Annotated in this window: 25 protein-coding genes, 1 tRNA gene, 2 pseudogenes and 1 riboswitch; of the genes and pseudogenes, 15 read left to right on the top strand and 13 right to left on the bottom strand. The window is 56.3% G+C overall.

The genetic code is table 11. From position 1 onward, the window contains the following. Positions 1-30: 30 nt before the first annotated feature. Positions 31-1,642: pseudogene (locus tag QTO30_RS10790) on the top strand (GMC family oxidoreductase). 32 nt (positions 1,643-1,674) lie between these two features. Here the strand turns inward: QTO30_RS10790 and QTO30_RS10785 are convergent. Further along, positions 1,675-2,130 carry a GNAT family N-acetyltransferase gene (locus QTO30_RS10785; RefSeq protein ID WP_340424145.1) on the bottom strand — a complete coding sequence of 152 codons (456 nt, stop codon included), beginning with the start codon at positions 2,128-2,130 and terminating at the stop codon, positions 1,675-1,677. Between the two features lie 97 nt (positions 2,131-2,227). Then, positions 2,228-2,445, top strand: a riboswitch (cobalamin riboswitch). Positions 2,446-2,564: 119 nt separating this feature from the next. On the opposite strand from QTO30_RS10785, the pseudogene QTO30_RS22075 reads away from it, so the two are divergent. The 4 genes and pseudogenes from QTO30_RS22075 (at position 2,565) to QTO30_RS10760 (ending at position 5,752) form a co-directional block, all read left to right on the top strand. Continuing rightward, positions 2,565-2,971, top strand: a pseudogene (locus tag QTO30_RS22075) (DUF1636 family protein). After that, a complete protein-coding gene (locus tag QTO30_RS10770; protein ID WP_340424142.1) occupies positions 2,968-3,750 on the top strand; it encodes an ABC transporter ATP-binding protein in 783 nt (260 codons plus the stop codon). Before QTO30_RS22075 ends, QTO30_RS10770 begins: the two are co-directional and overlap by 4 nt. Before the next feature lie 11 nt (positions 3,751-3,761). Further along, a complete protein-coding gene (locus tag QTO30_RS10765) occupies positions 3,762-4,697 on the top strand; it encodes an ABC transporter substrate-binding protein (protein ID WP_340424141.1) in 936 nt (311 codons plus the stop codon). A 29-nt stretch (positions 4,698-4,726) separates the two neighbouring features. Next, complete coding sequence (locus QTO30_RS10760; protein ID WP_445327188.1) at positions 4,727-5,752, top strand: FecCD family ABC transporter permease; 1,026 nt, start codon at positions 4,727-4,729, stop codon at positions 5,750-5,752. Between the two features lie 29 nt (positions 5,753-5,781). Here QTO30_RS10760 and QTO30_RS10755 read toward each other — a convergent pair whose 3' ends face one another. The 7 genes from QTO30_RS10755 to QTO30_RS10725 form a co-directional block, all read right to left on the bottom strand. Continuing rightward, positions 5,782-6,663 (bottom strand): transferrin-binding protein-like solute binding protein, encoded by an 882-nt coding sequence (locus tag QTO30_RS10755; protein WP_340424139.1) that lies wholly within the window; start codon positions 6,661-6,663, stop codon positions 5,782-5,784. Beyond that, on the bottom strand, positions 6,660-7,886 hold the full coding sequence (locus QTO30_RS10750; protein ID WP_340424138.1) for a matrixin family metalloprotease: 1,227 nt from the start codon (positions 7,884-7,886) through the stop codon (positions 6,660-6,662). Before QTO30_RS10750 ends, QTO30_RS10755 begins: the two co-directional genes overlap by 4 nt. A gap of 162 nt (positions 7,887-8,048) precedes the next feature. Next, entirely contained in the window at positions 8,049-8,180 is a 132-nt protein-coding gene (locus QTO30_RS10745; protein WP_340424137.1) for a hypothetical protein, read from the bottom strand. 322 nt (positions 8,181-8,502) lie between these two features. Beyond that, positions 8,503-9,033 carry a transcription termination/antitermination protein NusG gene (gene nusG / locus QTO30_RS10740; RefSeq protein ID WP_340424136.1) on the bottom strand — a complete coding sequence of 177 codons (531 nt, stop codon included), beginning with the start codon at positions 9,031-9,033 and terminating at the stop codon, positions 8,503-8,505. 191 nt (positions 9,034-9,224) lie between these two features. Next, positions 9,225-9,425 carry a preprotein translocase subunit SecE gene (gene secE, locus QTO30_RS10735; RefSeq protein WP_340424135.1) on the bottom strand — a complete coding sequence of 67 codons (201 nt, stop codon included), beginning with the start codon at positions 9,423-9,425 and terminating at the stop codon, positions 9,225-9,227. 91 nt (positions 9,426-9,516) lie between these two features. Continuing rightward, positions 9,517-10,413 carry a hypothetical protein gene (locus QTO30_RS10730; RefSeq protein WP_340424134.1) on the bottom strand — a complete coding sequence of 299 codons (897 nt, stop codon included), beginning with the start codon at positions 10,411-10,413 and terminating at the stop codon, positions 9,517-9,519. Positions 10,414-10,457: 44 nt separating this feature from the next. Beyond that, positions 10,458-10,533 (bottom strand) — tRNA-Trp (locus QTO30_RS10725). A gap of 127 nt (positions 10,534-10,660) precedes the next feature. On the opposite strand from QTO30_RS10725, the gene QTO30_RS10720 reads away from it, so the two are divergent. After that, positions 10,661-11,350, top strand: coding sequence for a lysophospholipid acyltransferase family protein (locus QTO30_RS10720; RefSeq protein WP_340424133.1), 690 nt, complete (start codon positions 10,661-10,663; stop codon positions 11,348-11,350). A 2-nt stretch (positions 11,351-11,352) separates the two neighbouring features. On the opposite strand, the gene QTO30_RS10715 is transcribed toward QTO30_RS10720, so the two are convergent. The 5 genes from QTO30_RS10715 to QTO30_RS10695 all read right to left on the bottom strand — a co-directional run bounded on the left by QTO30_RS10715 (position 11,353) and on the right by QTO30_RS10695 (position 14,998). Further along, the gene (locus QTO30_RS10715) at positions 11,353-12,012 is read right to left on the bottom strand and encodes a CatB-related O-acetyltransferase (RefSeq protein ID WP_340424132.1); all 660 of its coding nucleotides are present in this window, start codon (positions 12,010-12,012) and stop codon (positions 11,353-11,355) included. A 335-nt stretch (positions 12,013-12,347) separates the two neighbouring features. After that, the gene (locus tag QTO30_RS10710; RefSeq protein ID WP_340424131.1) at positions 12,348-13,472 is read right to left on the bottom strand and encodes an LssY C-terminal domain-containing protein; all 1,125 of its coding nucleotides are present in this window, start codon (positions 13,470-13,472) and stop codon (positions 12,348-12,350) included. A 29-nt stretch (positions 13,473-13,501) separates the two neighbouring features. Further along, on the bottom strand, positions 13,502-13,672 hold the full coding sequence (locus QTO30_RS10705) for a hypothetical protein (protein ID WP_340424130.1): 171 nt from the start codon (positions 13,670-13,672) through the stop codon (positions 13,502-13,504). A gap of 7 nt (positions 13,673-13,679) precedes the next feature. After that, positions 13,680-14,414 carry a glycosyltransferase gene (locus QTO30_RS10700; RefSeq protein ID WP_340424129.1) on the bottom strand — a complete coding sequence of 245 codons (735 nt, stop codon included), beginning with the start codon at positions 14,412-14,414 and terminating at the stop codon, positions 13,680-13,682. 368 nt (positions 14,415-14,782) lie between these two features. Continuing rightward, complete coding sequence (locus tag QTO30_RS10695) at positions 14,783-14,998, bottom strand: hypothetical protein (protein WP_340424128.1); 216 nt, start codon at positions 14,996-14,998, stop codon at positions 14,783-14,785. A 482-nt stretch (positions 14,999-15,480) separates the two neighbouring features. On the opposite strand from QTO30_RS10695, the gene QTO30_RS10690 reads away from it, so the two are divergent. From QTO30_RS10690 to QTO30_RS10650, 9 genes are all read left to right on the top strand, one after another. Further along, positions 15,481-16,155 carry a response regulator transcription factor gene (locus QTO30_RS10690; protein WP_340424127.1) on the top strand — a complete coding sequence of 225 codons (675 nt, stop codon included), beginning with the start codon at positions 15,481-15,483 and terminating at the stop codon, positions 16,153-16,155. Next, on the top strand, positions 16,136-16,780 hold the full coding sequence (locus QTO30_RS10685) for a hypothetical protein (RefSeq protein ID WP_340424126.1): 645 nt from the start codon (positions 16,136-16,138) through the stop codon (positions 16,778-16,780). Before QTO30_RS10690 ends, QTO30_RS10685 begins: the two co-directional genes overlap by 20 nt. Beyond that, positions 16,744-17,520, top strand: coding sequence for a sensor histidine kinase (locus QTO30_RS10680; protein WP_340424125.1), 777 nt, complete (start codon positions 16,744-16,746; stop codon positions 17,518-17,520). The genes QTO30_RS10685 and QTO30_RS10680 overlap by 37 nt, the downstream gene beginning before the upstream one ends. Before the next feature lie 98 nt (positions 17,521-17,618). Next, a complete protein-coding gene (locus QTO30_RS10675; RefSeq protein WP_340424124.1) occupies positions 17,619-19,694 on the top strand; it encodes a DUF1800 domain-containing protein in 2,076 nt (691 codons plus the stop codon). 25 nt (positions 19,695-19,719) lie between these two features. Beyond that, positions 19,720-20,907 (top strand): DUF1501 domain-containing protein, encoded by a 1,188-nt coding sequence (locus QTO30_RS10670; RefSeq protein ID WP_340424123.1) that lies wholly within the window; start codon positions 19,720-19,722, stop codon positions 20,905-20,907. Positions 20,908-21,078: 171 nt separating this feature from the next. Next, positions 21,079-21,933 (top strand): universal stress protein, encoded by an 855-nt coding sequence (locus QTO30_RS10665; protein WP_340424122.1) that lies wholly within the window; start codon positions 21,079-21,081, stop codon positions 21,931-21,933. A gap of 160 nt (positions 21,934-22,093) precedes the next feature. Continuing rightward, positions 22,094-23,065, top strand: coding sequence for a Bug family tripartite tricarboxylate transporter substrate binding protein (locus QTO30_RS10660; protein WP_340424121.1), 972 nt, complete (start codon positions 22,094-22,096; stop codon positions 23,063-23,065). Positions 23,066-23,122: 57 nt separating this feature from the next. Further along, entirely contained in the window at positions 23,123-23,626 is a 504-nt protein-coding gene (locus QTO30_RS10655; protein WP_340424120.1) for a tripartite tricarboxylate transporter TctB family protein, read from the top strand. A gap of 33 nt (positions 23,627-23,659) precedes the next feature. Further along, positions 23,660-25,180 carry a tripartite tricarboxylate transporter permease gene (locus QTO30_RS10650; protein WP_340424119.1) on the top strand — a complete coding sequence of 507 codons (1,521 nt, stop codon included), beginning with the start codon at positions 23,660-23,662 and terminating at the stop codon, positions 25,178-25,180. Positions 25,181-25,202: the final 22 nt, after the last annotated feature.

Here is a 25,202-nt window from a genome sequence, read left to right as displayed (position 1 = left end):
GACCGTTCTGCATAGAGTTTTTTCAAATAAATGGAGAACGATTCAGTGGAAGCCGATTTTATTGTTGTAGGTGCAGGGTCCGCAGGGTGCGTCCTTGCCAACCGTTTGAGTGCAAATCCAGCTCATAAGGTGATCCTGCTTGAGGCTGGCGGAAAAGACAACAATCCCTGGATTCACATCCCCGTCGGGTATTTCAAAACCATCCATAATCCAAAGGTGGACTGGTGCTACAAGACGGAACCGGATCCAGGCTTGAATGGGCGATCTATCGAATGGCCCCGCGGTAAGGTCTTGGGCGGATCGTCTTCTCTCAACGGCCTCCTTTATGTACGCGGTCAGCCACAGGACTACGACCGCTGGCGTCAAATGGGAAACGCTGGATGGGGCTGGGATGATGTTTTGCCGCTGTTCAAGCGATCCGAGAGTAATGAACGCGGTGCAGATGAATTTCATGGCAATGAGGGAAATCTGTCGGTCTCCAACATGCGGATCCAGCGCCCCATCACCGATGCGTGGGTCGCTGCGGCACAAGCGGCAGGCTACAAGTTCAACCCGGACTATAACGGCGCAGATCAGGAAGGTGTTGGTTTCTTCCAACTGACCGCACGCAATGGTCGCCGGTGCAGTTCAGCTGTTGCTTTCCTCAATCCGGTGAAATCGCGCGAAAACCTGCAAATCATCACCCATGCACAGGTTGAAAAGGTCATCATCGAAGGCAAGCGCGCCACGGGCGTTACGTACACCGACCGCAGCGGCACTCTGCAAAAGGTCACAGCGCGCAAGGAAATTGTGCTTTCGGGCGGTGCGATTAACTCGCCTCAGATCCTGATGCTCTCAGGCATCGGTGAGGCCGCACAGCTTAACGAAAATGGGATCAATGTGATCAATGACCTGCCCGGCGTTGGGAAGAACATGCAAGACCATTTGCAAGCGCGGCTGGTCTACAAATGCAACGAACCCACACTCAACGACGAGGTCAGCTCGCTCTTCGGACAGGCCAAGATCGGCCTGAAGTATTTGATGTTCCGTGCGGGGCCGATGACAATGGCGGCCAGCCTGGCAACCGGGTTCCTGAAAACCCGCGACGACATCGAAACGCCCGATATCCAGTTCCACGTCCAACCGCTCTCTGCCGAAAACCCTGGCAAAGGGGCCGACAAATTCTCGGCCTTCACCATGTCGGTGTGCCAGCTACGGCCCGAAAGCAAAGGCGAGATCAGGTTGCAAGGGAACGACCCAAAGGCCTACCCCAAAATCATCCCGAACTACCTGTCGACTGAGACGGATTGCCGAACCGTCGTGGCTAAGCGTGAACATCGCCCGCACCATCGCAAAGCATGCGCCGCTGACCTCCAAGATCAGCGAAGAGTTCCGCCCCCACGCCGACCTGCCCATGGACGACTATGAGGCGACGCTCGATTGGGCACGCAGCAACACGGCATCAATCTATCACCCCACGGGCACCTGCAAGATGGGTCAAGGCAAAGAAGCCGTGGTCGACGAACGCCTGCGGGTGCATGGGATCGACGGTTTGCGTGTGGCCGATTGTTCGATCATGCCAGAGATTGTCTCGGGGAACACCAATGCCCCGGCGATCATGATCGGTGAAAAAGCATCTGATTTGATTTTGGAGGATGCTTAGCGGTAGCAGCCTACGCCCTCTGATTGGTTCTTTCACACATCGAACCGCTTACAAATCAGGCCTTCCGGTTTCCGGTAGGTCTTGAAGCCCATGGCCTCGTAATATCCAAGGCCTTCGGGGTTGGTCGCGGCGATCGCGGCATCAATATGGATCAGTCCGGCATCGCGTGCCGCTTTCTTGGTTACATCAAACAAAGCACGACCCGCGCCACGCCGCGCCGCAGACGGCCTTATGTGCGTCCCTACAATGCCCCATCCCGGCTCGACACCCCATTGGTTGCCCGACGTTGCCATTCTAAGAGATTGGAACCCCAAGATCACATCCTCATGTTCCGCCACAGAGCATATTATTCTGACGGGATCATTGATATAATAAGACAGGACATGCGCTTCGGTATCGGGGCTCGTGCGTTTGCGTGCCGCTGTCAGCTCGCGCAGCAGAACGCTCATTTCAGTCGCATCTTCAGCCATGGCGTCGCGTATCATCATAGTTGAGCCTCCAATGCGACAAGCAGTTCATTTCATGGCATCAGTCTGAAATGACACCACAACTGTCAAGTCACTACTTGACCCCTCGCGCGGAATCGCAAACAGTGCAACCGATGGTTCTCTGGCGCCGAAAATGCGTCCGGGATGAAAAGGGAATACGGTGAGGAAGAGCCAAAGCGCGCCAAATCCGTAACTGCCCCCGCAACTGTGAGCGGCGAGCGACCCCGATGATCACCACTGAGCAAACGCTCGGGAAGGGATCGGGCAAGCAGCGACCCGCAAAGTCAGGAGACCTGCCATCAAAGGGTACAGAAATGTGCCAAAGAAACTCAAACCGGGCGGGGTGTCCGGAGCGGAGATCATGATGGTGAAACAGGCTCAACTGGCCGCACAGACATGCCGTTCTCAAGCCCCGCATTTGCGCGGAGGGCTGCATGGACCGGACAACACAACATCGCATCACCGTTTGTACATCGTGCAAACATAAAGGGACGGATTGCCGCCCCGGATATGAACTGATCGAAAAACTGCGCAAGGCGATTGCTGCGGCGGGAGATAGCATTTCTGAGGACTTCGCCATTTCCGGCGTTGCCTGCATGGCAGGCTGCGATCGCCTTGCACCGTGGCCTATCACGGCACCCAGAAGGCGACCTACCTCTTCGGTGATATGACGCCAGAGGATGACATCAACGATCTGGTCGCGTTCGCCAAGCAATACGCCCTGCTGCACGACGGCTGGTGTTCCTCTGTTGACCGGCCCGGAAAACTGCGAAAATCTACGCTGGCGCGCGTTCCTGCGGCGATGATTGCCCTGGAAGACACAAAGGCACTGGTGTCATGAGCGGCGTTCACTTGCGTGTCTCTAACGTCAGCTGGCGCCCGCACAAACGCGCAGCGCCAGTCCTGCACGCAACAAGTTTTGACCTCAAAAAAGGGCATGTGCTTGGTGTGGTTGGACCCAACGGGGCCGGTAAGTCAACGTTGCTGCGTTTACTCTATCGTTTCCAAGCGCCCACAACAGGCGAGGTGCAGATCGACGGTATGGACATCTGGAAGATGCCAGCGCGCACGGCTGCCCAGCATGTCGCCGCCGTCCTGCAGGAACAAGCCGCAGCTTTTGGCCTGAGTGTCCGTGAAATCATCTCGCTTGGGCGCACCCCGCACCATAAGGGTTTTGGCGGTGCTGACACACATGACATGACGGTCATCGACAAGGTCATCACCATGCTCGACCTGACGGGGCTGGAACATCGCGATTTCGGCACTCTCTCGGGCGGCGAACGCCAAAGGGTCATGGTTGCACGTGCGCTTGCGCAGGAACCCGAAATCCTGATCTTGGACGAACCAACCAACCATCTCGATATTCGTCATCAACTCGAAGTTCTGGCACTGATCCGGCAACTCGACCTGACGATCGTCGTATCACTCCACGACCTCAATATGGCGGCTGACATCTGCGATGACCTCCTTGTTCTCGAAGATGGCCAGCCACGCGGTTTTGGCACACCTGACGCGCTGCTGACCGAAACGCTCGTGTCCCGCACTTTCCGCGTGGATGCGCGCCGCGAAAAGCTGGCACCCAGCGACACCAATCACCTGTCTTTCCACCTTCCAATCTAGAGACCATAGTTATGAAACTGACCCTTACAACCGCACTCTTCACCTTTGCCGCAAGCACAACCTTCGCGCAGACCACAGTCCAAAGCTGCGACCGCGAAGTGACCTTCGATGCGCCACCGCAAGCAGCAATTTCAAACGACGTCAACCTGACCGAGATGATGCTGGTGCTTGGCCTGACAGACCATATGGTCGGCTACACCGGCATTTCCGGCTGGAACAAACTGGACGCGGAGATGCGTGCGGGGGTGGATGCACTGCCCGAGCTTTCGGAGCAATATCCATCGAAAGAAGTGCTGATCGGTGCTGATGCCGATTTCTTTTTCGCAGGCTGGAACTATGGCATGCGGGTCGGTGGCGAAGTCACCCCAGAGACGCTCGCCCCCTTTGGCATTCAGGTGTACGAGCTGACCGAAAGCTGCATCCATATCAGCGAGAAAGGTGCGGCATCGATGGACGACATGTACAACGACCTGCGCAATCTCGCCGCAATCTTCGATGTTCCTGATCTTGCAGAGGCCCTCATTGCTGGCTATCAGGCAGAGTTGGAAGACTTCCTTGCATCGCAACCTGCGCTTGAGGCCGCACCGCGCGTTTTCGTTTATGACAGTGGCGAGGATGTACCTTTCACCGCTGGCCGCTACGCCATGCCGAACGCGCTGATCGAGGCGGCTGGCGGCGCAAACATCATGGATGACTTCGAGAAGAGCTGGGCGACCGTCGGCTGGGAAGACGTGGTCGAACGCAACCCCGAGGTCATCGTGATCGTGAACTATGGCGAAGTTACCGCTGAGCAAAAGCGCGCATTCATGATGACAAACCCGGCGTTCGCTGACCTTGAAGCCGTCAAGAACGACCGCTTTGTGGTGCTTGAATACGTCGAAGCCACACCCGGGCCACGTAACATTGAGGCCGTTAAGACATTGGCCGCGGCCTTCCGCGGCAACTAAGGATGACTGAGGCCAACCCAGAGGTCGCCATGCTCGCGCCGCAAAAAGGCAGATTGCGGCTGACCTTTGGGGTGGGGCTTGTTGCTCTGTTTTTGTCGCTTTCTATCGCGGTAAGCGTTGGGGCTGTTTCAGTGCCCTTCACCACCGTTTGGGGCGTGCTGGCCAACAAAGTAATGCCGGGTCTTATCACCCCAGACTGGTCCAACGGGCGCGCAGCGATTGTCTGGGACATCCGTTTTCCCCGCGCCATATTAGCCTGCCTGGTCGGGGCGGGTTTGGCGATTGTTGGTGCCAGTTTGCAAGCGGTCACACGTAACCCGCTGGCTGACCCGCATCTGCTGGGCATCTCTGCAGGTGGCGCATTCGGGGCAATACTTGCACTGCTGCATACGGGGCTGTTCATTGGCTTGCTGACGGTTCCCTTCATGGCATTTCTGGGCGCATTGGCGGCCACGCTGATCGTCCTCGGGGTGTCCCAATTTGTCGGTGCGACCAGCGCAGACCGCCTTGTACTGGCTGGCGTCGCTATTTCCTTCATCGTCATGTCCGGTGCGAACGTTCTGATTTTCCTCGGCGATCCACGGGCGGTACACACTGTTGTCTTCTGGATGCTGGGTGGCCTCGGCCTCGCACAATGGAGCCAACTGATCTATCCGTTTGTCATCTTAGTCGCTTGCGGGGCCTACCTTTGGACCAACGCCAGCAACCTGAATGCCATGACCATTGGGGATGAAACCGCTTCAACACTTGGCATCCCGGTGGGCCGGTTTCGCCTGACTGTCTTTGTTGTGGGCGCGATGATCACAGGCGTCATGGTCGCGTTCTCTGGCATCATTGGCTTCGTCGGTCTGATGATCCCGCATATCGTAAGGCTGATTGTGGGCGGCGACTACAAACGCGTCTTGCCCGTCTCGGCGCTGTGCGGCGCGATCTTTCTGCTTTGGGCGGACATCTTTGCGCGTACTGTCATGGCCCCCGACGATATCCCCATCGGGATTGTCACCGGCCTGATAGGTGGGGTGTTCTTTGTATGGCTACTGTGGCGATCAAACTGACACGGGTTTTCTAGTGAATGCCAGTCTACTTACTGCAAGCCACCCCTGGCGATGAAGACGCCCGAGAGTTCTAGTTCACTGGCCTTATTCAGGCCAAATGCGCCACCAACTTCGGTTGCATCAGGGCCAAAAAACTGCCCCGCGTTGACCTGTCGTCCACCGCCCGTGTAAGCCAGCTCATCTCCGGTCGTGCTGAATGTCCCGCCAGAGAATGTTGTCCCACTCACAGTCGCTCCGGTAATTGAGACCGTTCCGATGTTGTTGACGCCGACACTGCCGCCGCCCACACGGTCGTTCTTATTGCCATCAAGATTGCTGAAAACAGAATCCACACGGTTGTTTCCGGCATCCCAGCCGACCGTGATACGCGCGTTGCCTGTCAGGGCAAATGTCGCATCACCATTGTCGGCTTGCATCTCCACGCGGCCATTAAAGACGGATGACCCCATGTCTGGCATATCATCGGCGTTCGTATGCTGCCCCAAAACACCAAAGAGATCATTCGAAAACCCGCTGGTCTGGAAAAGGCGTGCATGCCGGGCAGTGTTTCCAGGGTTGCTCAACTCTGCCGATCTGCCATCGGGCAGCGTCACAAGTGTCCGACCCGCATTGATGGTACCAGATAACAATCCGCCACGTATCGCACCGCCGTCATGATCAAGCGTACCGGCGACGCCTCTTGCGGTTTGGTTCGCAACATTGATTGCAACGTAGCCGAATGGGGTTTCACCGGTTGATGAGGTATTCGACAAGCGAATATAGTCAGGACTCTCTGGCGGCTCCTGAGTAGCGCGGTCTCCGCCCCCCCCACCGCCGCCGCCGCACGCGGCCAGCACGAAGCATATTGTCAGAGGCACAAGTGTTTTCGCAACCTGGCCCACCACAGAAACTGTCGTCTTCATAGGCGTCATACCAGAAAATCGTTTTCAGAAAGGTCCGCAAGGTTCAGATCATAGAAGATAATCGTCGTTCCCTGACTTGAGAACTGTGCATTCCCATTTGCATCGCGCACATTCATGAATGCTTCCAATCGGCTGTCAAAATCAAATGCGCGCAAGTCAACTACGTCGACGCCACTTTCAAAATCAGCGCCGGTCGCAGCTGTGTTGTTGGGGTTGTTTCCCGAGATACGCAACGTGGCAATGGTATTCGTGCCTTCGCCCGGACGGAAAACGAAGGTATCAGATCCGCCTCCACCCTCCAGGAAATCATTGCCTCGGCCAGCCGTGATAACATCGTCACCATAAAAAAAGCTTTCCTGCGCATCGCCGCGGATTGTGTCGTTACCACCGCCCCCGTTCAGCGTATCGTCGCCTTTGCCCCCAATGATGATGTCGTTACCGGACCCGCCGCGGGCATCTGTCTTGCCAGCGCCGCCGACGATAATGTCATCGTTGTCGCCAGCATCAATCTTGTTACTCCCAAGGCTGTCAAAAATTCGGTCATTGTACGCGGAGGACGCAATATCATCATTGCGCTTAGCACCGCCGTATATAGTGTCTGCTTTCGACGTCGCGAGGATCGTATCGTTGCCGCCCTTGGCCTTCACAGTCTGTCCCACCTGGACATACTTCATAAAAATATCATCGGCACCATTGGTCCATTCGCGTTCGCCATAAATGGCAACCATGGCTTCGATATCGCCTTCATAGACGCCTTTTTGCCGTGAAATCGTGGGGTTCATTAGCTGGGTACCGTTGGAGTTATGCGGAAGCCCGAGCGCATGCCCAATCTCATGCCCGGCAACCAAGAAGTAATTCGTCCCACCGCTGCCAAAAGGGGCCCATGTCTCTGCGGCATCCTGCCATGCATATCGCTGAAAGCCACCCTCACCGAAATTCCGCTGACCGCCATACCCGATCACCCCGCCGGGCTGACCCCAGCTGCTGGGCGCGCCAGAAACGGGCGCAGAGGTAGTCTCGATATAGATATGACTTCTCGGGGCGGCCCCTGCACCGCTAGCCTCGGTGAAATTGAGGTTCGCAACTGCTGCCCAGGTCGCCAGCGCTTCCCGGACTGATTGTTCAAAGTCAGCAATTGTCAGCGAAGACCCTCGGAACGACGTCTGGCTGAGATCCATTGAATAAGTAAATGAAGCGGCCGCAGCACTGTTGGCGGCTCTGGCACCGGTCATGTCAGAGTGGCTTGCACAGGCCGTACAGGCGCAGCAGTCAGCGTGTGTTTCCGTTCCTACATACAAATCAGCGACCTTTGTTCACGTTCACTTTCGGGGAGATAGCGTTAATCCTGCATCGGGCCTTTGCAGATCAACCGTGTTGCACAAGCAAGGTCCACCTCACTTGTCGGTTCTTTCTTTCACGCCGCTGAAAAACAATGCTGTTGGATCACCGCTACCGTCGCCAAGTTGTCGACTCTTGAAATCCAAATGTGGCGCAATTGGAGTTGCAATGCGTTCAAATTGTGTCATGCGGACGTCATCGCCGGACCGGCATAATTTCGCTCATCAAGGAAACCTCAATAAAGTAAAAACAGTCAAACGTCTTGGTGGCTTTGCGCCAGTCTGTTTCACCTGTTGCGCCGCCCTAGCCGCACGAAACACCATCTTGAACAGCGGCGCGGCTGACAGCTGCGATGCCGGAACACCAGATGGCGTCAGCCTCGAAGTTTCGTGAGCATCTTTTCCCGCTTTCCAAGGACAGCCTCGGTCAATACGGGCTTCAAAGCGATCATCCGATCCGCAAATGAAAAAGGGAGCGCGCGGCGCTCCCCCAAAAACTATGCTGGCAGAACTACTGCTTGGAAACCTGCGTGAACTCCAATTCGACCGGTGTCGCCCGACCAAAGATAGAAACCGTCACCTTTAGGCGCTGGTTCTCGTCATCAACTTCCTCGACCAGACCGTCGAAGTCCTCAAACGGACCATCGTTGACTTTGACCTTCTCACCGATCTCAAAGTGGATGAGCGTACGGGGCGCATCTTCGCCTTCCTGAACACGGCCAAGGATGGCCTGCACTTCCGCATCGCGCATCGGCATCGGGCGCCCTTGTGGTCCCAAAAACCCTGTGACGCGGTTAATCGAGTTGATCAGGTGATAGCCTTCGTCCGACATTTCCATGTGGACCAGAACGTAGCCGGGCATAAAGCGGCGTTCGGCCGTGACTTTCTTGTTGCGACGGATCTCGATAACTTCTTCGGTCGGGACCAGCACTTCGTCAATCTGATCGTCAAGCCCTTGCTCTTCCGCCTTGGTGCGGATCGCCTCTGCAATCTTCTTCTCAAAGTTTGAGAGAACGCTTACCGAATACCACCGTTTGGCCATCTGTCAGAGCACCTTGTCGTCATTTGGCCCGCACCGGGCCACATTGCATTTCATTCAAGCGGAGGGGTCCGCAAGTCCCGAAAATAAAAGCGGCGTGCAACTCGATTCGCCACACGCCATTTTCAGAAAGTTGTTGGCTCTTACCGCTGCCTCATCCGGTTTTCAAGAGGTACGCGGAGAATCCCGCGCGATTAGCTGCCAAAATAGGTCAGCACACCATTCAGGCCGGTGCGGATCAGCAGGTCGACCAAAAAGAAGAAAACCGCCGTCAGGGCCGCCATAATAAAGACCATGACAGTGGTCATCAGCACCTCACGGCGGGTGGGCCAGACGACCTTGGAAACCTCTGCGCGGACTTCCTGAATGAACTTCATTGGGTTGGCGATGGCCATGACGCTTTGTCCTTTTTCGAAACAAGATCGACTTACGGACTCTGATACGCAAATTCAAGCCCGTTTGGGTGCCCCGAAGCGCAAGATGGCGTCAGTCGGGTGCGGGCCGCAATAGCGTGACACCCTGCATCTGGGCGATTTGCGCAAGTTGGCGCGCATATGCCGCATCTCCAATCGCGTGCTCTTCCGGAGCGAAGCCATCAAACGGGGCATGGCCCTGTTCCACTGGGAACATGTTGCGGGCTGCTCTAGCAATTTTCTCCTCACCCATCGTGTCAGTTTGGGACAGCACATGGACCACCGCATCGGCCGATAGGCCGCGATTGATGTAACGCGGTCGCGGCGGCACATAAGATGCCGCACCTTCACCGACCATGCCCGCCATGATCTGCGAAAACACCGCGCCATAGTCTTCGTACTGCCACACGACTAACCTGCCAACACCGGCCGCGGCCCGCAAACGGGCGATCAGTTCTGACCAATCAACACTACTCAGCGGGTTGCGCCGTTGAAACATCGCGACGGGTTGCACGCGTCCACCCAACAGCATCTGACAGTATGCAGAATTGATAAACGCGGTGGGGCGGCGGATCGCCAAAAACACGTCGACAGGTTGGCCGATCGCTTTTGACAGTTTCGTCAGCCGATCATCTGCGGATTTGTAACGGTGCTTCATGCCCCGCCCATGCGGTTGATTAAGCGGACCGATGAAGTTCTCTTCACTCAAGACCAGTCGATGTCCGTTCTGACGCAAAAGGGCCAATTGCGCGTCAGCTGGGCGCATGGCCCCGCCTGCCTTTATCCCGGGGCGAAATCCGAACAGGGCCTGAAGAGAGTGTCCCGGCAAGCGAAAATACTCCGGGCCATAGTATCGCACACCCTGTTCTGCCAAAGCGTCGCTGGCCCGTTTCAAGGACCGCTGCAAGTGCGAGGTTGCCGTCTTATGCGCACCGATATGCATCGCAACAGAGAAGGAGTGAGATGTCATGGGTTTGGTATGATCCTCCGGCGACGCTTGCCTGCGATCTGGTCTGGCAGGGGCACCAGGACTTGAACCCGGGACCTACGGTTTTGGAGACCGCCGCTCTACCAACTGAGCTATACCCCTACGACCGGGTGTCGGGTTAGTCCGAAACCAAAGCAGGATCAAGGGGGATAAGTGCAGCACACTTGTGTTCAGACCCAGAAATGCGGCAACAAGGACCCAATCGGCAACCAAAGGCCCTTGCCCGCCCATGTCTCTACGCAACCGGATCGAAAAGTCTGAACGTCTTGCGACTGTTGTGGCGGCTGCTGCGGGGGCCTATCTCGCATTCTGCAATCGCACAACCAAATGGGAAGTCGAGGGGCTGGATGACCTGTGCGCCGCCTTAGCCGAAGGACCCGTCTTGCTGGTCATGTGGCACAGCCGGTCCATTATGGGCGCGCTTCACTGGCCTGTGGCCGATGCCCCCCTTTCCAGTCTTTATGACAGGTCGCCCATTGGGCGCGTCTCTGGCGCATTGCAAAGACGTGCAGGCCTGCAACCCATGGAGATGTCGCGCAAGCTATCAAACCGGGCGGCGTCACGCACGGTACTGAAACGTGTCAAAGAAGGCGTCAGCATTGGCATGACCGGCGACGGGCCCTTGGGGCCTGCCCTGATCGTCAAGGACGCTCCACTGGACTGGGCGCGGGTGACGGGTGTGCCAATCTACTGTTACGCCTTTTCAACGAGCAAAGGGCGGCGCCTGCAATCATGGGATCAGATGCTGGTGCCAAAACCGTTTGGCAAGGGGGCCTATGTGTTCAAACGGTGCAACAGTGACGTGGTACGCAAACCAAACGCGGCCGAGATTACGGCCCTACGCACGGCACTGCAAGACACCTTAACCGAGGTTGCACATCGCGCCGATGCGCTTGTAGGCCTCCCTCCGGGGCCCTGACATTAGGCCGCAGCGGCCCGCATCAATGCACCAATATCCGCGCCAACGATGGCCGCTTCGTTTTCAAGGATGCGTTCAATATCCCAATCCCACCACGCAACCTCATTAAGCGCAGCAATTGTAGCATCATCAAACCGCATACGCTGCACCGTGGCCCGGTTGCCCGCCACGATTGCGTAGTCCGGCACGATGCCGCTCACCACGGCACCAGCACCAACAATCACGCCGTTCCCTATTTGGGCACCAGCCAAGATACGCGCGCCAGTCCCGATCCAGACATCATGCCCAATCCGAATATCGCGCCCCGGTCGCAACGTGGCGGCATAGGTCAGAAAGCGATCCAGGTCGTGAATAGCAAAGGGGAAGGTCGAAAAGCCTTCGCGTGCATGATTGGCACCATCGGTGATGAACTGAATACCGTGGGCAAACTGGCCAAACTTACCGATGATGATCCGATCTTGCGCGCTGGGAAACAGGTAAGGGGCCAGCCGCATGGCCCAGGCCTCGGGATCATCCGGCGGGTCAAAGTCATTGGCATATGTGTAGTCACCAATCTCCCAGTTTGAGTGCTTGATTGCAGCGTTCAGAAAGACGTTGGCCTTATGGACCGTGCCATCAGGTAGCGTGACGGGATGTAGCGTATTTGCGGATGGAAAAGGCATGGGCACTCCAGATTCTTCACGGTCCGAATACCTGCCCGCTGACAGGATCGCCACATCAATCGCAAGGTGAAACGATGTAAGCTTAGACCCGACTTCCCTCCAGCCCTTGGGATAATCCGTCGGTCAGTGTCTGGCCTCATGTGGCCTTGGTTTCCAGTGTCGATTTCATCGCAAATTCCTTCGGCGTGAGTTTGCCGAGCAATGAAGGAGATCAAAATCATGGGATGCGTTGGGCGGTGAACCGTATTGATGGTGGAGATCATACGGTGCTATCAATGATAAGGCAGGTCCGATCCGCTTAAGCAACCGGCATATGTTGGCTATGAGCCCTGACCCTAGTCAACTGAACGAAGGCTTAAGCATTGCCTGATTTCTGATGGGAGCTCTGTTTCCGCCTCCGCAACGACCAAGATCTGTCCGTCAGTCTCATAGTCCGCGACAACATCGTCGGCGACTGGTGGGGTCATCGGGGCAAGGCCAAGGACGTTGTAGCCCTGCAGTTGTTCGACTTGCGTAGAAATGACATTGCGAGACCTATCGACGTTTGGGTCAATGTCATGAAGCAAGACCGGCAGATGACTGTAGTACTTAATGGCAATTTCATCGGTCTTGCTGACCGCGCCGTAGTGGACGCCTGCGCCCATGTCCCACCAACGTATGTGTTCGCGCACTTTCAGCGTGCCCGTCATCTGGTGTGCGCTATCGGCTGGGAACCCCGCGAGGTAGAGCTCTGATATTGGCGGTATGCTTTCAAGCAGCAGCCTCACATACCGCAAGAAACTGATGTTGTCGTGTGTGAATGTTACGTTTCGATGCCACCCTAGCGCCGACATCAGATCTGCTCCCGCGTTCTCAGAGATAAGGATGACGTTTATGGGTTGGGGCAAATGTAGCCCTGTATGCCCCGGCTCAACGAGGAATGGGCCTGCCACAGCATCACAGATTGAACGAAATGTTATGCGCGGAATGTTTGGTACCTGATGACTATTCAGGACAAAGAAGTACAGCATGTTGGATGCCAGAAAGACAGACCCGGCCATGAGCATGGCCTGAAGCAGTTTGAACATCGCTCTCCGTTCGCTACGCTGCCACACCAGCAAAGCGGAAAGCAGCATACACAAAGTCAGTAGAATGAGAGCAAGATGATCCAGTATGAATGGAAGAAATGTCCCCGCAAGTTGTGCACCAATCGCGCCATAGATTAAGAATTGCCCGACACCAAGAATAACCCCTAAAGCCGCGGCTGGCAGGAAGGTTTTTCGCGGCATCTCAAGGGTTCCGGCAAGAAACGGTGTTACCCATGCGACAGGTCCAAGAAACCGAGAGAAAACGATAAAGAGTACACCGCGGCGGGTAATTTCGGCCTGTGCGCGTCGCCATGCGCTGCGACGTTTATGGCGTTTGAGAAAGCGCACCGAAAACCGCGCACCATATCGACGCCCGATTACGTAGCTGGTCACGTCACCTGCCCAAGCTGCGACTAGAACGATCAGGGCTTAAGCAGGGCGGCCCCGCTGGCTGAAAACGCGGCGCCAGCCGCGAGAAATGCCAGCTCTCCAAAGATAAAAAAGCCGACGCCAATCAGCGTGTCGCCAAAAGCAACTGCCCCGAGTACTAAAAGTCCGAAAACACTATCCAGTGAAGCAAAGAAATCTTGCAAGGGGCGCCTAATGATAGTGACCGAAACGGTACGTGATTTCCTGATTGCGCAACTCACCCCGTAGCGCCCTTAACAGGTTCGCTTTGAGGTATATCAAACCTGTGGCGAAGAAGCCGTCTTGCTCTAATCTTCGGGGGTCAAAGCAGAATTTCGGCTTTAAGATTAGCAAGTTGGCGTCCGGTGTATGGGAGGCCCGCAGCACATAGTCACAGTCTTCGCAGAGCTCGATCGTTTCGTCAAAGCCACAGATGGATCGGTGGACGTCAGGTGTTGAAAACAAACAGGCCCCGATGGCCGTTGGGAAAATGGGCTTGGTGAGCCGGATGCCAAGGTTGAATGCGCCAAAGCCAAGTCTGTAGAGCAATGGCAGTCCTTCGGCTGACATCAGCGCGATCCCAACATCGGCTGCTGTTGTATCGAGATCGCGCATGGCGCTTCGTAGGAAATCGGGCGGTAGCCGGGTGTCCGCGTCCAGAAAAAGAAGCCGTTGTCCTGTCGCCACAGCCGCCCCTGTGTTGCGGCCCAAACTGACCCCGCGCGTCGGCATTCTTATCACTTGGTACTCCGGAAACTGTGCCGCGTGCTGCTGAGATACCGCAATGGTGGCATCATCGCTGTCGCTATCAACATGGATGACCTCAAAGCCTTGCCAGCTTTGTGCTGCCAGATCATCAAGCAGCCTTGGCAAACGACGTTCTTCGTTCAGGGTGATGATGATGATTGAAAGTTGACAGGCACTCATGACGATCTCCGTTCCGCGTTGGTGACCAAAACTTACGGATCCTGTCTGCCCCGGGGGTCTCACCAGACTTACAGTTTTGTAAGTTTCGGAGCAGGCGTTTATAAGGATGCCAAGCACAGACGATTTTGGGTTTTTTTGAAGCTCCTTCGATTCCCAAAAAACCGGTCAAGTTGGAAATCCCACCACCGTTCTTTCTCGATCGTCACAGGCGATCTCTGATCTGCGATGACAATGCCCATTGGTCAACCGCCATTCGCTAAGCCGGGCAGACGGAGATGCACCACGATCCAGCGTCTGCACCTCGCCGTTCAATCTTTGCGCCGATGAAACACGCGGATCACAGCATGTCTATTTGTCCTGATCTTAAACTACTTTGTGTCATGGGCGTAGTCGCGGCAGACCCCCGCCTTGGCGTGAAAGCTATCCGTCGCTGTCGTGACGGCCGCGCTAGCGCCGTTGTCGTAGGTGAAGTGACGGTCAATCCAATCTGCCATTTTTGTGATTAGCGCGCCGCCGGATAAGTCTCCGAACTGCATGGGTACAAAGGTCAGGAATGCCTCCGGGTGACAATAGCGCGATGGCATCAAATAGGGTGTGACATGGGCTTACAGTGTAACAATCGGACTGGCTTGCCTTGAAGAAAGTACAAGGTCCGGTCGGTCAACACGCACGACGGCGGAGTAGGTGCAATCGAAGATACCCTCGACTTGGCCCCATCGCCGCTGTCCAACGTCGTCTTGTCCGGCAATAGAGTTCCATAAGACCGGGTGTGTGCAGCGCAGTTCGCTTGTTTCAACGAGTTGGCTGGCGTCCTGCATTGATTCAATCTGCAACAGCAAGCTGCATGGTGCAGCGGTCCGGTACTTTAAATGTGTCTGGATTGCTAAGCGCACGCGCTCCCCCCGAAATTAAGAGAACAACGCTCTCATCATCGGGCCAGCTTGTCGAGACACCTTGGAAAGGGAATGCAGTGCTTGAAAGAGTGGGCAACGCACGCTTGTCTTGTGAACAAACTCGAAAACACCCAAACTCCGCTGAGTGCAGGATTGATAAGCTAGGCAGAGCAATGAAAATTCTCATTGTTGAGGATGACACTGAAACAGCAAACTACCTGACGCGTGGTCTGCGCGAGGCGGGATGGGAAGTCACGTGGCACAATGCCCCGCAAGAGGCGATGCTGACGCTCGCCGGACGTAGCTTTGATGCTATTGTCCTTGACCGCATGTTGCCGGGTATGGACGGCGTAGACGCTTTGCGCTTAATGCGTGGTGCCAAGATCACGACCCCGATCTTGATGCTGACAGCCCGCTCCGGTCTAGAGGATCGGGTTGAGGGGTTGGAGGCCGGGGCCGATGACTATCTGGTGAAGCCCTTTGCGATGTCAGAGCTGGTTGCGCGCCTCCGAAGCCTTGCCCGCCGCCCACCAATGGCCGTCAAGGCGACAAACCTGCATCTGGGGGACCTGCATTTGGATCGTATTTCAAGGCAGGCGATGCGCGGTGGTGACAGGCTGGATTTGTCACCGCTAGAATACCGGTTGCTTGACTACTTGATCCAGCGCCCGGGTGAGGTGGTAACCCGCAGCATGCTGTTGGAACAGGTCTGGGGGTACCGCTTTGATCCAAAAACCAGCCTTGTCCAGACCCATATGAGCAGACTGCGCGCGAAGGTCGACAAACCCTATGCGCAGGAGATGATACGCACGATCAGGGGGGCAGGCTATGTCATCGACGCGCCATAGCATTCTGGGATCGTCGGTCTTCCAACGGGTGCTTGCGGCCGCGGGACTATTTGTTCTGATCTCGCTCGCGGCGCTTTGGATGCTGACCTGGGTGACAGTGGTAACAATCACGAACAATCAGGAGGACCGGATTGCCGAAACTTTAGCGTATGGAGAAGAGCTGTTCTACGGCGAGAGCGAGCAGGCACTGATTGATCGGATCGCCGTCGAGGACGGGGTGATTTGGCCGTCAGATGAGATTTACTGGATCCTTGAAGAAGAACAGCAAGTTTTCACCTTTCGCAATGCGCAAGGAGAGGTGCAAGCGGGCTATTCCGACCTGTGGGCGGACGCAGAAGTAGAGCGGTTTATCCTGCCACATCCCGAGATCGCGGAAGAGGTCCGCGCGCAAACAGTTCAGTTGCGCGGCGGTTCAACAATCACTGTAGCTGAGTTCATCCCGCAGAGGCACTACGAAGCGTTGAGTTTTGCAGCTTTTGGCACCTTCGCGATGATCATGATCGTGCTGCCGCTGGCGCTGATCACCGGGTTTTTTCTGAGCCGGGGGTCTTTAACCGGATTGAAGGTGTTTCACAAACGGCAGCGGCTGTGGCGCGGGGTGAAATGGCACGCCGCGCGCCTGTAACCGGGCGGTTTGATGAATTCGATCGGTTGTCGCTGGGGATCAACCAGATGCTGGATCGGGTGGATACGCTCAATAGCAATATCGAGGCCGTTTCTGGCGGGGTTGCCCATGACCTAAAAACACCCTTGGCCAATGTTGCCGGACGTCTGGAACTGATCCGCCGCGACATGCAAGACAGCGCGGCAGTCGCCGAACATGTCGAGGCGGCCGAAAACTACCTGTCTCAGGTGTTGCGGATTTTCAATGCGATCCTGCGTTTGGGCGAAGTTGAAGCAGGCGGACGCCGCGCCGCCTTTGTGGACGTCGATCTATCCCAACTGGTCCGTGATCTGGGCGAGGCTTACACGCCGGTGTTTGAGGATGCTGACAAAGCACTTACCGTTGATATCGCGCCCAAAGTGCATCTCCGTGGTGATCCAGAGTTGTTGCAGCAACTTTTGGCGAACCTTCTGGAAAACGCATTGGAGCATAGCCGCGATGCGGCCAAGGTGCATCTGCGATTGCGTCGCGACGATGATATCAGCCTGCATGTCCAGGATGATGGGCCGGGAATAGCGCTCCCGGATCAGGGCCGCGTCTTTGATCGCTTTTTCCGTGCCGATCGTAGCCGGACGTCACCGGGCAACGGTCTGGGACTGAGCCTTGTGAAAGCGATCGCTGATCTGCACGATGCGCAGGCGACAGTTGAGTCTGACGCCAAGGGTGCGCATTTTCGTATTATGTTTCAAAGACCTGATTGAACCATACAGGATCGTATGAAAACCGACCGGGACATGTAACACGTCAATTCCTTTTTAGGTGCTAGACACAACAAGCAACCTCGATTGGAGTATTGAAGATGAAGTGTTTGCCTGCTGCCCTAGCTGCATCAGCCATTGCCCTGTTTGCGGGCCCCGCTGCCGCAGGCCCCGCTGCAATGACGCCCGAGGAAGCACGGCACCTGATTGGCCGCACCGGCTTCGGCGCGTCGCCACAAGAGATCAAGGCGCTAACAGGCAAGTCTTACGCAGAGGGCGTTGCTGCCATCCTTGGCACGTTGTCGCCCGACCCGTCGATCCCCATGCCTGACTGGGTAAATGCACCTGACTACCCCGCCGAGTACATCTGGACGCTGGGTCAAACAGCGGATGAGCTGTTTTTCGCCAACCGCTGGATGGAAATCGAAGAGTTGAGCGGCTGGTGGATGTCAGAAATGGTCGCGACGCCAAGCCCGCTTACGGAACGCCTAACGCTTTTTTGGCATGACCATTTTGCCACCTCTTATGAGGGCGTGGAGAACCCGCAATGGATGGGCCGCCAGAACCAGTTCTTCCGTGCGAATGCTGCGGGGAACTTCTCGGACCTTGCTCATGGCATTCTCCAAGACCCCGCGATGCTGGTCTATCTATCCAACACCGAGAACTTTGCAGATAGTCCAAATGAAAACCTTGGCCGTGAGTTTCTGGAGTTGTTCACCCTTGGAGAGGGGCGCGGCTATACGCAGGCCGATGTCGAAGCGGCAGCACGCGCGCTGACTGGACATTCTATCGCTGAACTAAGCGCCCCGGTCTATGCGTTCTACCCGAACGACCATGATCCGGGTATGAAAACGCTCTTGGGTCAGACCGGCAGGTTGGGCGCGGCAGATGTCGCCAGGATTGCCTTGGCCCATCCCGAATTTGGCCCCTACATTGTCGAAAAGCTTTGGAAGACCTTCATCTCTGATCAACCCGACCCCGCAGAGGTAAGCCGCCTGAGCGCGATTTGGCGCGAAAACCATTTAGAGCTTGAGCCGCTTCTGCGCGAGATGTTCCTGTCTGGGGCGTTCTGGGCACCAGAGAATCGCGGGCGTCTGATCAAGTCCCCTGTGGAACTGATTGTGAGTACCCTGCGCAGTCTGGGAACGCCGGTTGAGAATTCAACAGGTCTCGCATGGTTGTCCCATGACATGGGGCAGGCGTTGTTTTTTCCACCAAATGTAGGCGGGTGGCCCCAAGGCGTGTCGTGGCTGAACGATGCCAGTGCGACGGCACGTGCCACCACGCTCAGCTATTTTGCCTTTGGCGATTTGGATGATGAGGCAGTTTCGGCTCCGATGATGACGTCTGGCAACAGTTTGGCTGGTCCTCTGGCTGCGACGACAGACGGTCTGCGGGTCGGCCAGGTCTTTGCCATCGAAGTGGAACAAAGTGCTGTTGGGACGGGCGGGTTGTTCATTCTGTATGATGTGTCCTTTGAGGGGCATACTTGGCGATCCCTTCCTGTTTGGATCGAGGTGAATACGGAAGAGGATTACGCTGGTTACGGCATCTTGAAGGCTGACTGCCGTCCCCGTTGCTTCCGCGAGATCGAAGGTGAGGACGGGTGGGTTTGGTACAGTCCATGGGAGGGTGCGCGGGAAGAGGATCTTACAGGCGCGTCCCGCGAAGATATCGCGCTTTTGCAAGCTATCGCCGCGCATCTACCCACGTTGATCGGGACCACGGCACAACAGGTCATCTGGCAGGCGGAGGCGGAAGAGGAAAGCTACACTATACCGTCCATTGATAAGGTGGTGGCAATAGCCGAAGATCTTGGCCGTGACAGTGAAACTGCGATTGGCCCAACGGATACCGAGCTGGTGCAGGGGTTGCGCGCACCGGGTATTTTGGGGCTGCAGGGCTATGCCGCAGTGCGCGACTTGGATGATATTGACAGCTATTTAGAGGCGGCCGAACAGGCCCGCATCAGGCCAGCGATCCCATCGGTCATCTATGAGGAGGCGGGCGCGTGGCTGGCTGATCTGCCAGCGGGTGGATTGGATAGTAAACGCGCGGCGGCGGCTTTGCTCTCTGTGCCACGCCAGAGCCGTGGCCAACGAGAAGAACTAATCGCCCAGGATGTTGATGCGCTGATCCGAGCGCTGATCTTATCGCCAGAGTATCAAGTCAACTAATGTACCCATGCCCAGGAGCCCGATCATGAACACTCTCTCACGTCGCCGTTTTCTTTCAGCGCTTGGCACCGGTCTTGGTAGCCTGCCATTGATCACAATACCTGAATTTGTGGCTGCGCAGCGGCGGACACTGCCACATGGTAAAACATTGGTGTTGATCGAGTTGGCCGGTGGCAATGATGGGTTGAACACTGTCATTCCAATCACGGATACCGCCTACCGCGGCCTTCGGCCCGAAATCGGGATCGCGACGGCAGATGGTCTACGTCTTGACGATGACACTGCACTGCATGGCGCGATGCGCGCTTGCGCGGATCTGTGGGAAGAGGGTGCGCTCAGGATTGTTGAGGGCGTGGGATATCCGAACCCGAACCGTTCGCACTTTCGTTCCATTGAAATCTGGAATGCGGGGCAGGGGGCCGATAGCTTGGCCCGTGACGGGTGGATCGCAAGTGCTTTCGCGGATGGACGCGCGCCGCAAAAAGCCGATGTTTCCGGTCTGGTGTTGGGAGGGGAGATGGGCCCGCTGTCAGGGGAGGGTCGTTTCTCGGCGATGCGTGATGAAGATGTTTTTCTGGAAACCATCGAGAACCTGCCCGGCATGCGCCACGCGATCAGACCCAATGAAGTCAAGTCACCGCTTGAGCATGTTTTGCGCACTTATGAAAGCGCGCAGGTTACTGGTGACCTGATTGTGCGCAAGTTGGAACGCTCCGCGGCCCGACGTTTTGATTTCCCGCGTAGTGAATTGGGAAGCCAACTTCGCACCGCAGCGCGTTTGCTTGATGCGGGGGTTGATGTCCCGGTGCTGAAGGTCGTGCAGGGCGGTTACGATACACATGACAACCAGCCTGATGAGCATGCTTTCTTGCTTGGTGACCTCAGCGCATCCCTGGGGGCCTTCGCAGATGCTTTGCGTCAGATCGGACTGTGGGATGATGTTACCATCGTCACCTATTCGGAGTTTGGCCGAACAGCCCGTGAAAACGGGTCCTATGGCACGGACCACGGTACCGCTGCGCCGGTCTTTGTGGCTGGTGGACATGTTGCTGGTGGCTTTGGTGGTCGCCGGGTCGCGTTGGACCGGCTTGTTGACGATGATCTTGTACATACCACTGACTATCGGCACCTCTATGCCGGGCTATTGCATGATTTATGGGGGATTTCCTCGCCTGAGGCCTCGCAGGCGATCAGATTGCACCGGGTAGATTGACCACAAAACGATACCATCTGATTTTTCTTTTGCGATATATCTCGCTCCCGCACTACAATAAGTTGTGTCTGCCTTGCACCTGGCGCAGGGTGTAGTGAGGGTGCGCGAGGAGATCAGGTGTTTGCCTGATACAGCGTCTCTCGGCAGATGGCGGCGAAAAGGAACATCCCCATGCTTAGCAAGATTTTTGTGCCTGTACGTGGTGATGGTATGATCGAGACGGTTATTGGTCACGCGGCCGCTCTCGCGATACGTCACACGGCGCATATCGCCGTCGCTCATTGCCGGGCCAGAACTGAGGACCTGATGCCTTACGGTGTGCAGCTTCCGGCATTTGCACGCGAAACGTTGGCCAAACAAGCCCGTGAATTGGCCGATCAGGAAGAACAAGGGGTGCGAGATCAGGTGCAGACATTGACCGTATCGCTCGGCCTGACCAAAGGGGATGGGATGCTGCACGATGTGGCCTCAATCGACTTTAAGGAAGAGAATGGGCTGATGGCGGATGTCATCAAACGCAATGGGCGGCTTGCCGATCTTGTCGTCGTGGCCAAGCCAGACAGAGATCGCAATCTGGGGGCCAATTCGCTTAAGTCGGCTTTGTTTCGCACCGGTCGTCCGGTCATGATGTGCCCGCAACGCCGTCATGTTCCAGCTGACTTCGGCCAACATATCGCGGTAGCGTGGAACGGATCACTTGAGGCGTCGCGCGCCGTAGCAATGACCTTGGATATGGCCCGATCAGCCGAGCTTGTGACCGTGCTTTGCGGTGGTTCGGCGGAAACCAAGGGCACCACCTCAGATGAGCTGGTGAGCTACTACCAGTTACATGGTATTGCGGCCCAGGTTCATCGTTTTGAAGGGCGAAACCCCGGTGAAGAGCTGCTGACAAAGACCGTTGAGCTTGGTGCCAGCCTGCTTGTTATGGGGGCTTACGGGCAGAATCACGAGCGGGAAACGCTGTTTGGCGGAAACACGCAAACCGTTGTAGATAAAGCAGAAATACCCGTTATCTTTGTACACTGAGGTGTACATTGCGGGTGCAGAAAAGTTTTACTTGAAATACACCTTCAACCAAGTAGTTTCTAAATCATTAAAGATGAATATTTTTTCCAAGTACAGTCTTCGGTTGTATGCAATTGCATCCGAATAAAAACACTCGCGTCCAAATTAGGGGGAAAACTCGATGAAATTGACGAAACGTACGTTTATGGGGATTGCCGGTGCAGCGCTTTTGGCCACGGCGCCAATTCAGGCTGCGGCCCAAGACTGGCAGCCGCGCAAACCGATTGACTTTGTGATCATGGCAGGCGCAGGTGGTGGCGCTGATCAGATCGCACGCTTTATTCAGGCGGTGGCCGAACAGGAAGATTTGACCACGCGGCCACTTGTACCCAACAATAAGGGTGGCGGTTCGGGTGCCGAGGCGCTGATCCACGTCAACACTGCAAGCGACCCTGATCACACGATCCTTGTCACACTGAATTCCTTCTTCACAACGCCGCTGCGGCAGCAGAACCTGGGTATCGATATCCAGACGTTCACACCCGTGGCCATGATGGGCGTCGATCCTTTTGTTTTGTGGGTGCACAAGGACAGCGGGATCACGACGTTTGAAGAATACGTTGCCAAAGTCCAGGAAATGGATGGTGAGTTCGTCATGGGCGGTACTGGAGCCGGTCAGGAAGACAGCATCGTGATCGCTTATATGTCCGGCGCCTATGACCTGGATATCAAGTACATTCCCTATGATGGCGGTGGTGCCGTCGCCAAGGATCTTGCAGGCCAGCAGATTATGGCAACTGTGAACAACCCAGCAGAAGCAAAAGGTTTTTATGAAGCGGGCGACTTCGTACCACTTCTGGCATTCTCGGACGAGCGGATGCCTACCTATCCTGATGTGCCAACCATCAAAGAGCAGGGTCATGATTTCTCGTACTACAACCAGCGGGCTATCGTTGGTGCGCCAGGCATGTCTGACGAAGCCGCAGCCTATTATCAGGCTCTGTTCACACAGATCTACGAAAGCGAGCAATGGCAGGGCTATCTGACCTCCGAAAGCCTGTCGCCACTTTGGATGGATGCCGCCGAGCAGCGTGACTATTGGGCGCTGCAGGTCGAAAACCACCAAGCTTTGCTGGCCGCTCTGGGCGAGTAACCCAAGCGAACACAGACTAAGGCCCCTTAAGGGGAGTTGAAGAACAAGGAGGGCCAGATGCGCGTCGGCGAACTTCTAACCGCGGGTTTTCTGGCCCTTCTTTCGTTGTACCTGATGTGGAAAAGCACCGAGCTGCCCATTGGCTACATCTCGGGTACGGGTCCGGGCGGTGGTGCCTGGCCATTCTGGCTCTCAGCAATCATGCTGGTGTGCTGCATCTGTATCGCCTTCAACTGGTGGCGCGGCACCAGCCCGCCCTCGCAATCAGAAGAACCGGTTCTCGATAGCCATGGCTGGCGGTCCCTGATCTTTGTCGGCGGCGGGATCATTGGCTTTGTCGCGTTGATCAGCATCATTTCGATGTATGGCGCCATCGCGGTGTTCTTGTTCTACTATGTCTGGTTTCTGGGGCGGCACGGGTTCATTCTGAGCTTGTCCATCTCGCTCATTACACCGATTGCGCTGTTCTTCTTTTTCGAAGGGGCCATGCAGATCACCATGCCCTCCGGGTTGCCGTTCACGGACCCGGTTTTCAACTTCTTGTATGAGATCATTTACTAAGGCAATGGCACGCCGCGAAGAAAGCTTCTGACCATGGACGTCCTACTTTTGCTTGGCGATGGCATGCTGTTGTCGCTTCAGCCCCTGAACCTGATGATGATCCTGATAGGGGTTACGCTGGGCCTGTTTATCGGTGCAATGCCGGGCCTTGGATCGGTCAATGGGGTGGCGATCTTGCTGCCTGTGACGTTTCTGGTGCCACCGGGCTCGGCGATTATCTTTCTCGCCGCCATCTACTATGGCGCTATGTATGGTGGTGCGGTCTCTTCGATCACATTGGGGATTCCGGGCGCATCAACGGCGGTGGCCACGACCTTTGACGGCCGACCGCTGGCCAAGCAGGGCCGCGCCAGCCTCGCGCTTGTCACAGCCGCCATCGCCTCTTTCATTGGCGGCACTGTGGCCAACGTTCTGTTCACACTCTTCGCGCCTTTGCTGGCGTCTGTCGCCCTATCCTTCGGACCGCCCGAGGTTTTTGCCCTGATGCTGCTGGCTTTCGCGACCTTTGTCGGCCTGGGCGGCGACGATATCCCGAAAACCGTTTTCTCGATCTGCTTTGGCCTCGTCCTTGGCGCGATTGGGTTTGACCAGATTTCAGGCGCACCACGCCTTGTGCTGTTCGACTACAACGGTTTCCTGCAAGGGATCGGTTTCCTTGTTCTTGCCATCGGCGTCTATGGCATCGGCGAGATGCTGTGGACCATTGACCAGACACGCGGTGATGTGACCGCAACAACACCGAAAATGACGGTCAAAGGCATGGCGTCTGATACAAAAGAAGCGGCCAAGCGTGGCTGGAAAGGGACGATGATCGGATCGTTCCTCGGCTTCTTCGTTGGCGTTTTGCCAGCAGCAGGCGCAACACCCGGCTCTCTGATGTCCTATGGCGTGGCCAAGATGGTGTCGCGGAAGCCCGAGGAGTTCGGCAAGGGCTCACCCGATGGTGTGGCCGCACCGGAAGCTGCCAACAACTCTGCCTCGACCGGGTCGATGCTGCCGATGCTGACACTGGGGATCCCCGGATCACCCACAACTGCGATTTTGCTGGGCGGCATGGTCATCTGGGGCTTGGTGCCCGGCCCCCGCCTGTTTGTGGATGAGCAGGAATTCGTCTGGGGTTTGATCGGGTCATTCTACATCTCGAACATGGCCGCCCTTTTGATCAACCTTGCCTTCATCCCAGTGTTCATACGGATGCTGCGGATGCCATTCACCATCCTTGCCCCGATGATTTTTGTCCTGTCGATTGCGGGCGGATATGCGGCAACGCGGGATATGTTCGATATCTGGCTGATTGTGCTCTTTGGCTTGGGGGCGTTCTTCATGCGCAAGTTCGACTATCCCCTCGCGCCAGCTGTGCTGGCGATCGTGCTGGGACCAATCGCTGAGCCGACGCTGCGGCAGTCACTGCTCTTGTCCTCGGGCGATCCATCGATCTTCTTTACGCGTCCGGTGGCCGGGCCAATCACGGTTATCGCGTTGATCCTGATCTTCATGCCCGCAATCAAGATGCTGCGCCGCATGCGCGACAAACACGAAAAGCCAGCGTCCTGACGCCGGCTTTTGTCATTGCATC

This window comes from Yoonia sp. GPGPB17, assembly GCF_037892195.1.
Lineage (GTDB): Bacteria > Pseudomonadota > Alphaproteobacteria > Rhodobacterales > Rhodobacteraceae > Yoonia.
Note: the sequence above shows the minus strand (reverse complement) of the source record. Positions and strands in the feature narration are given on the sequence as shown.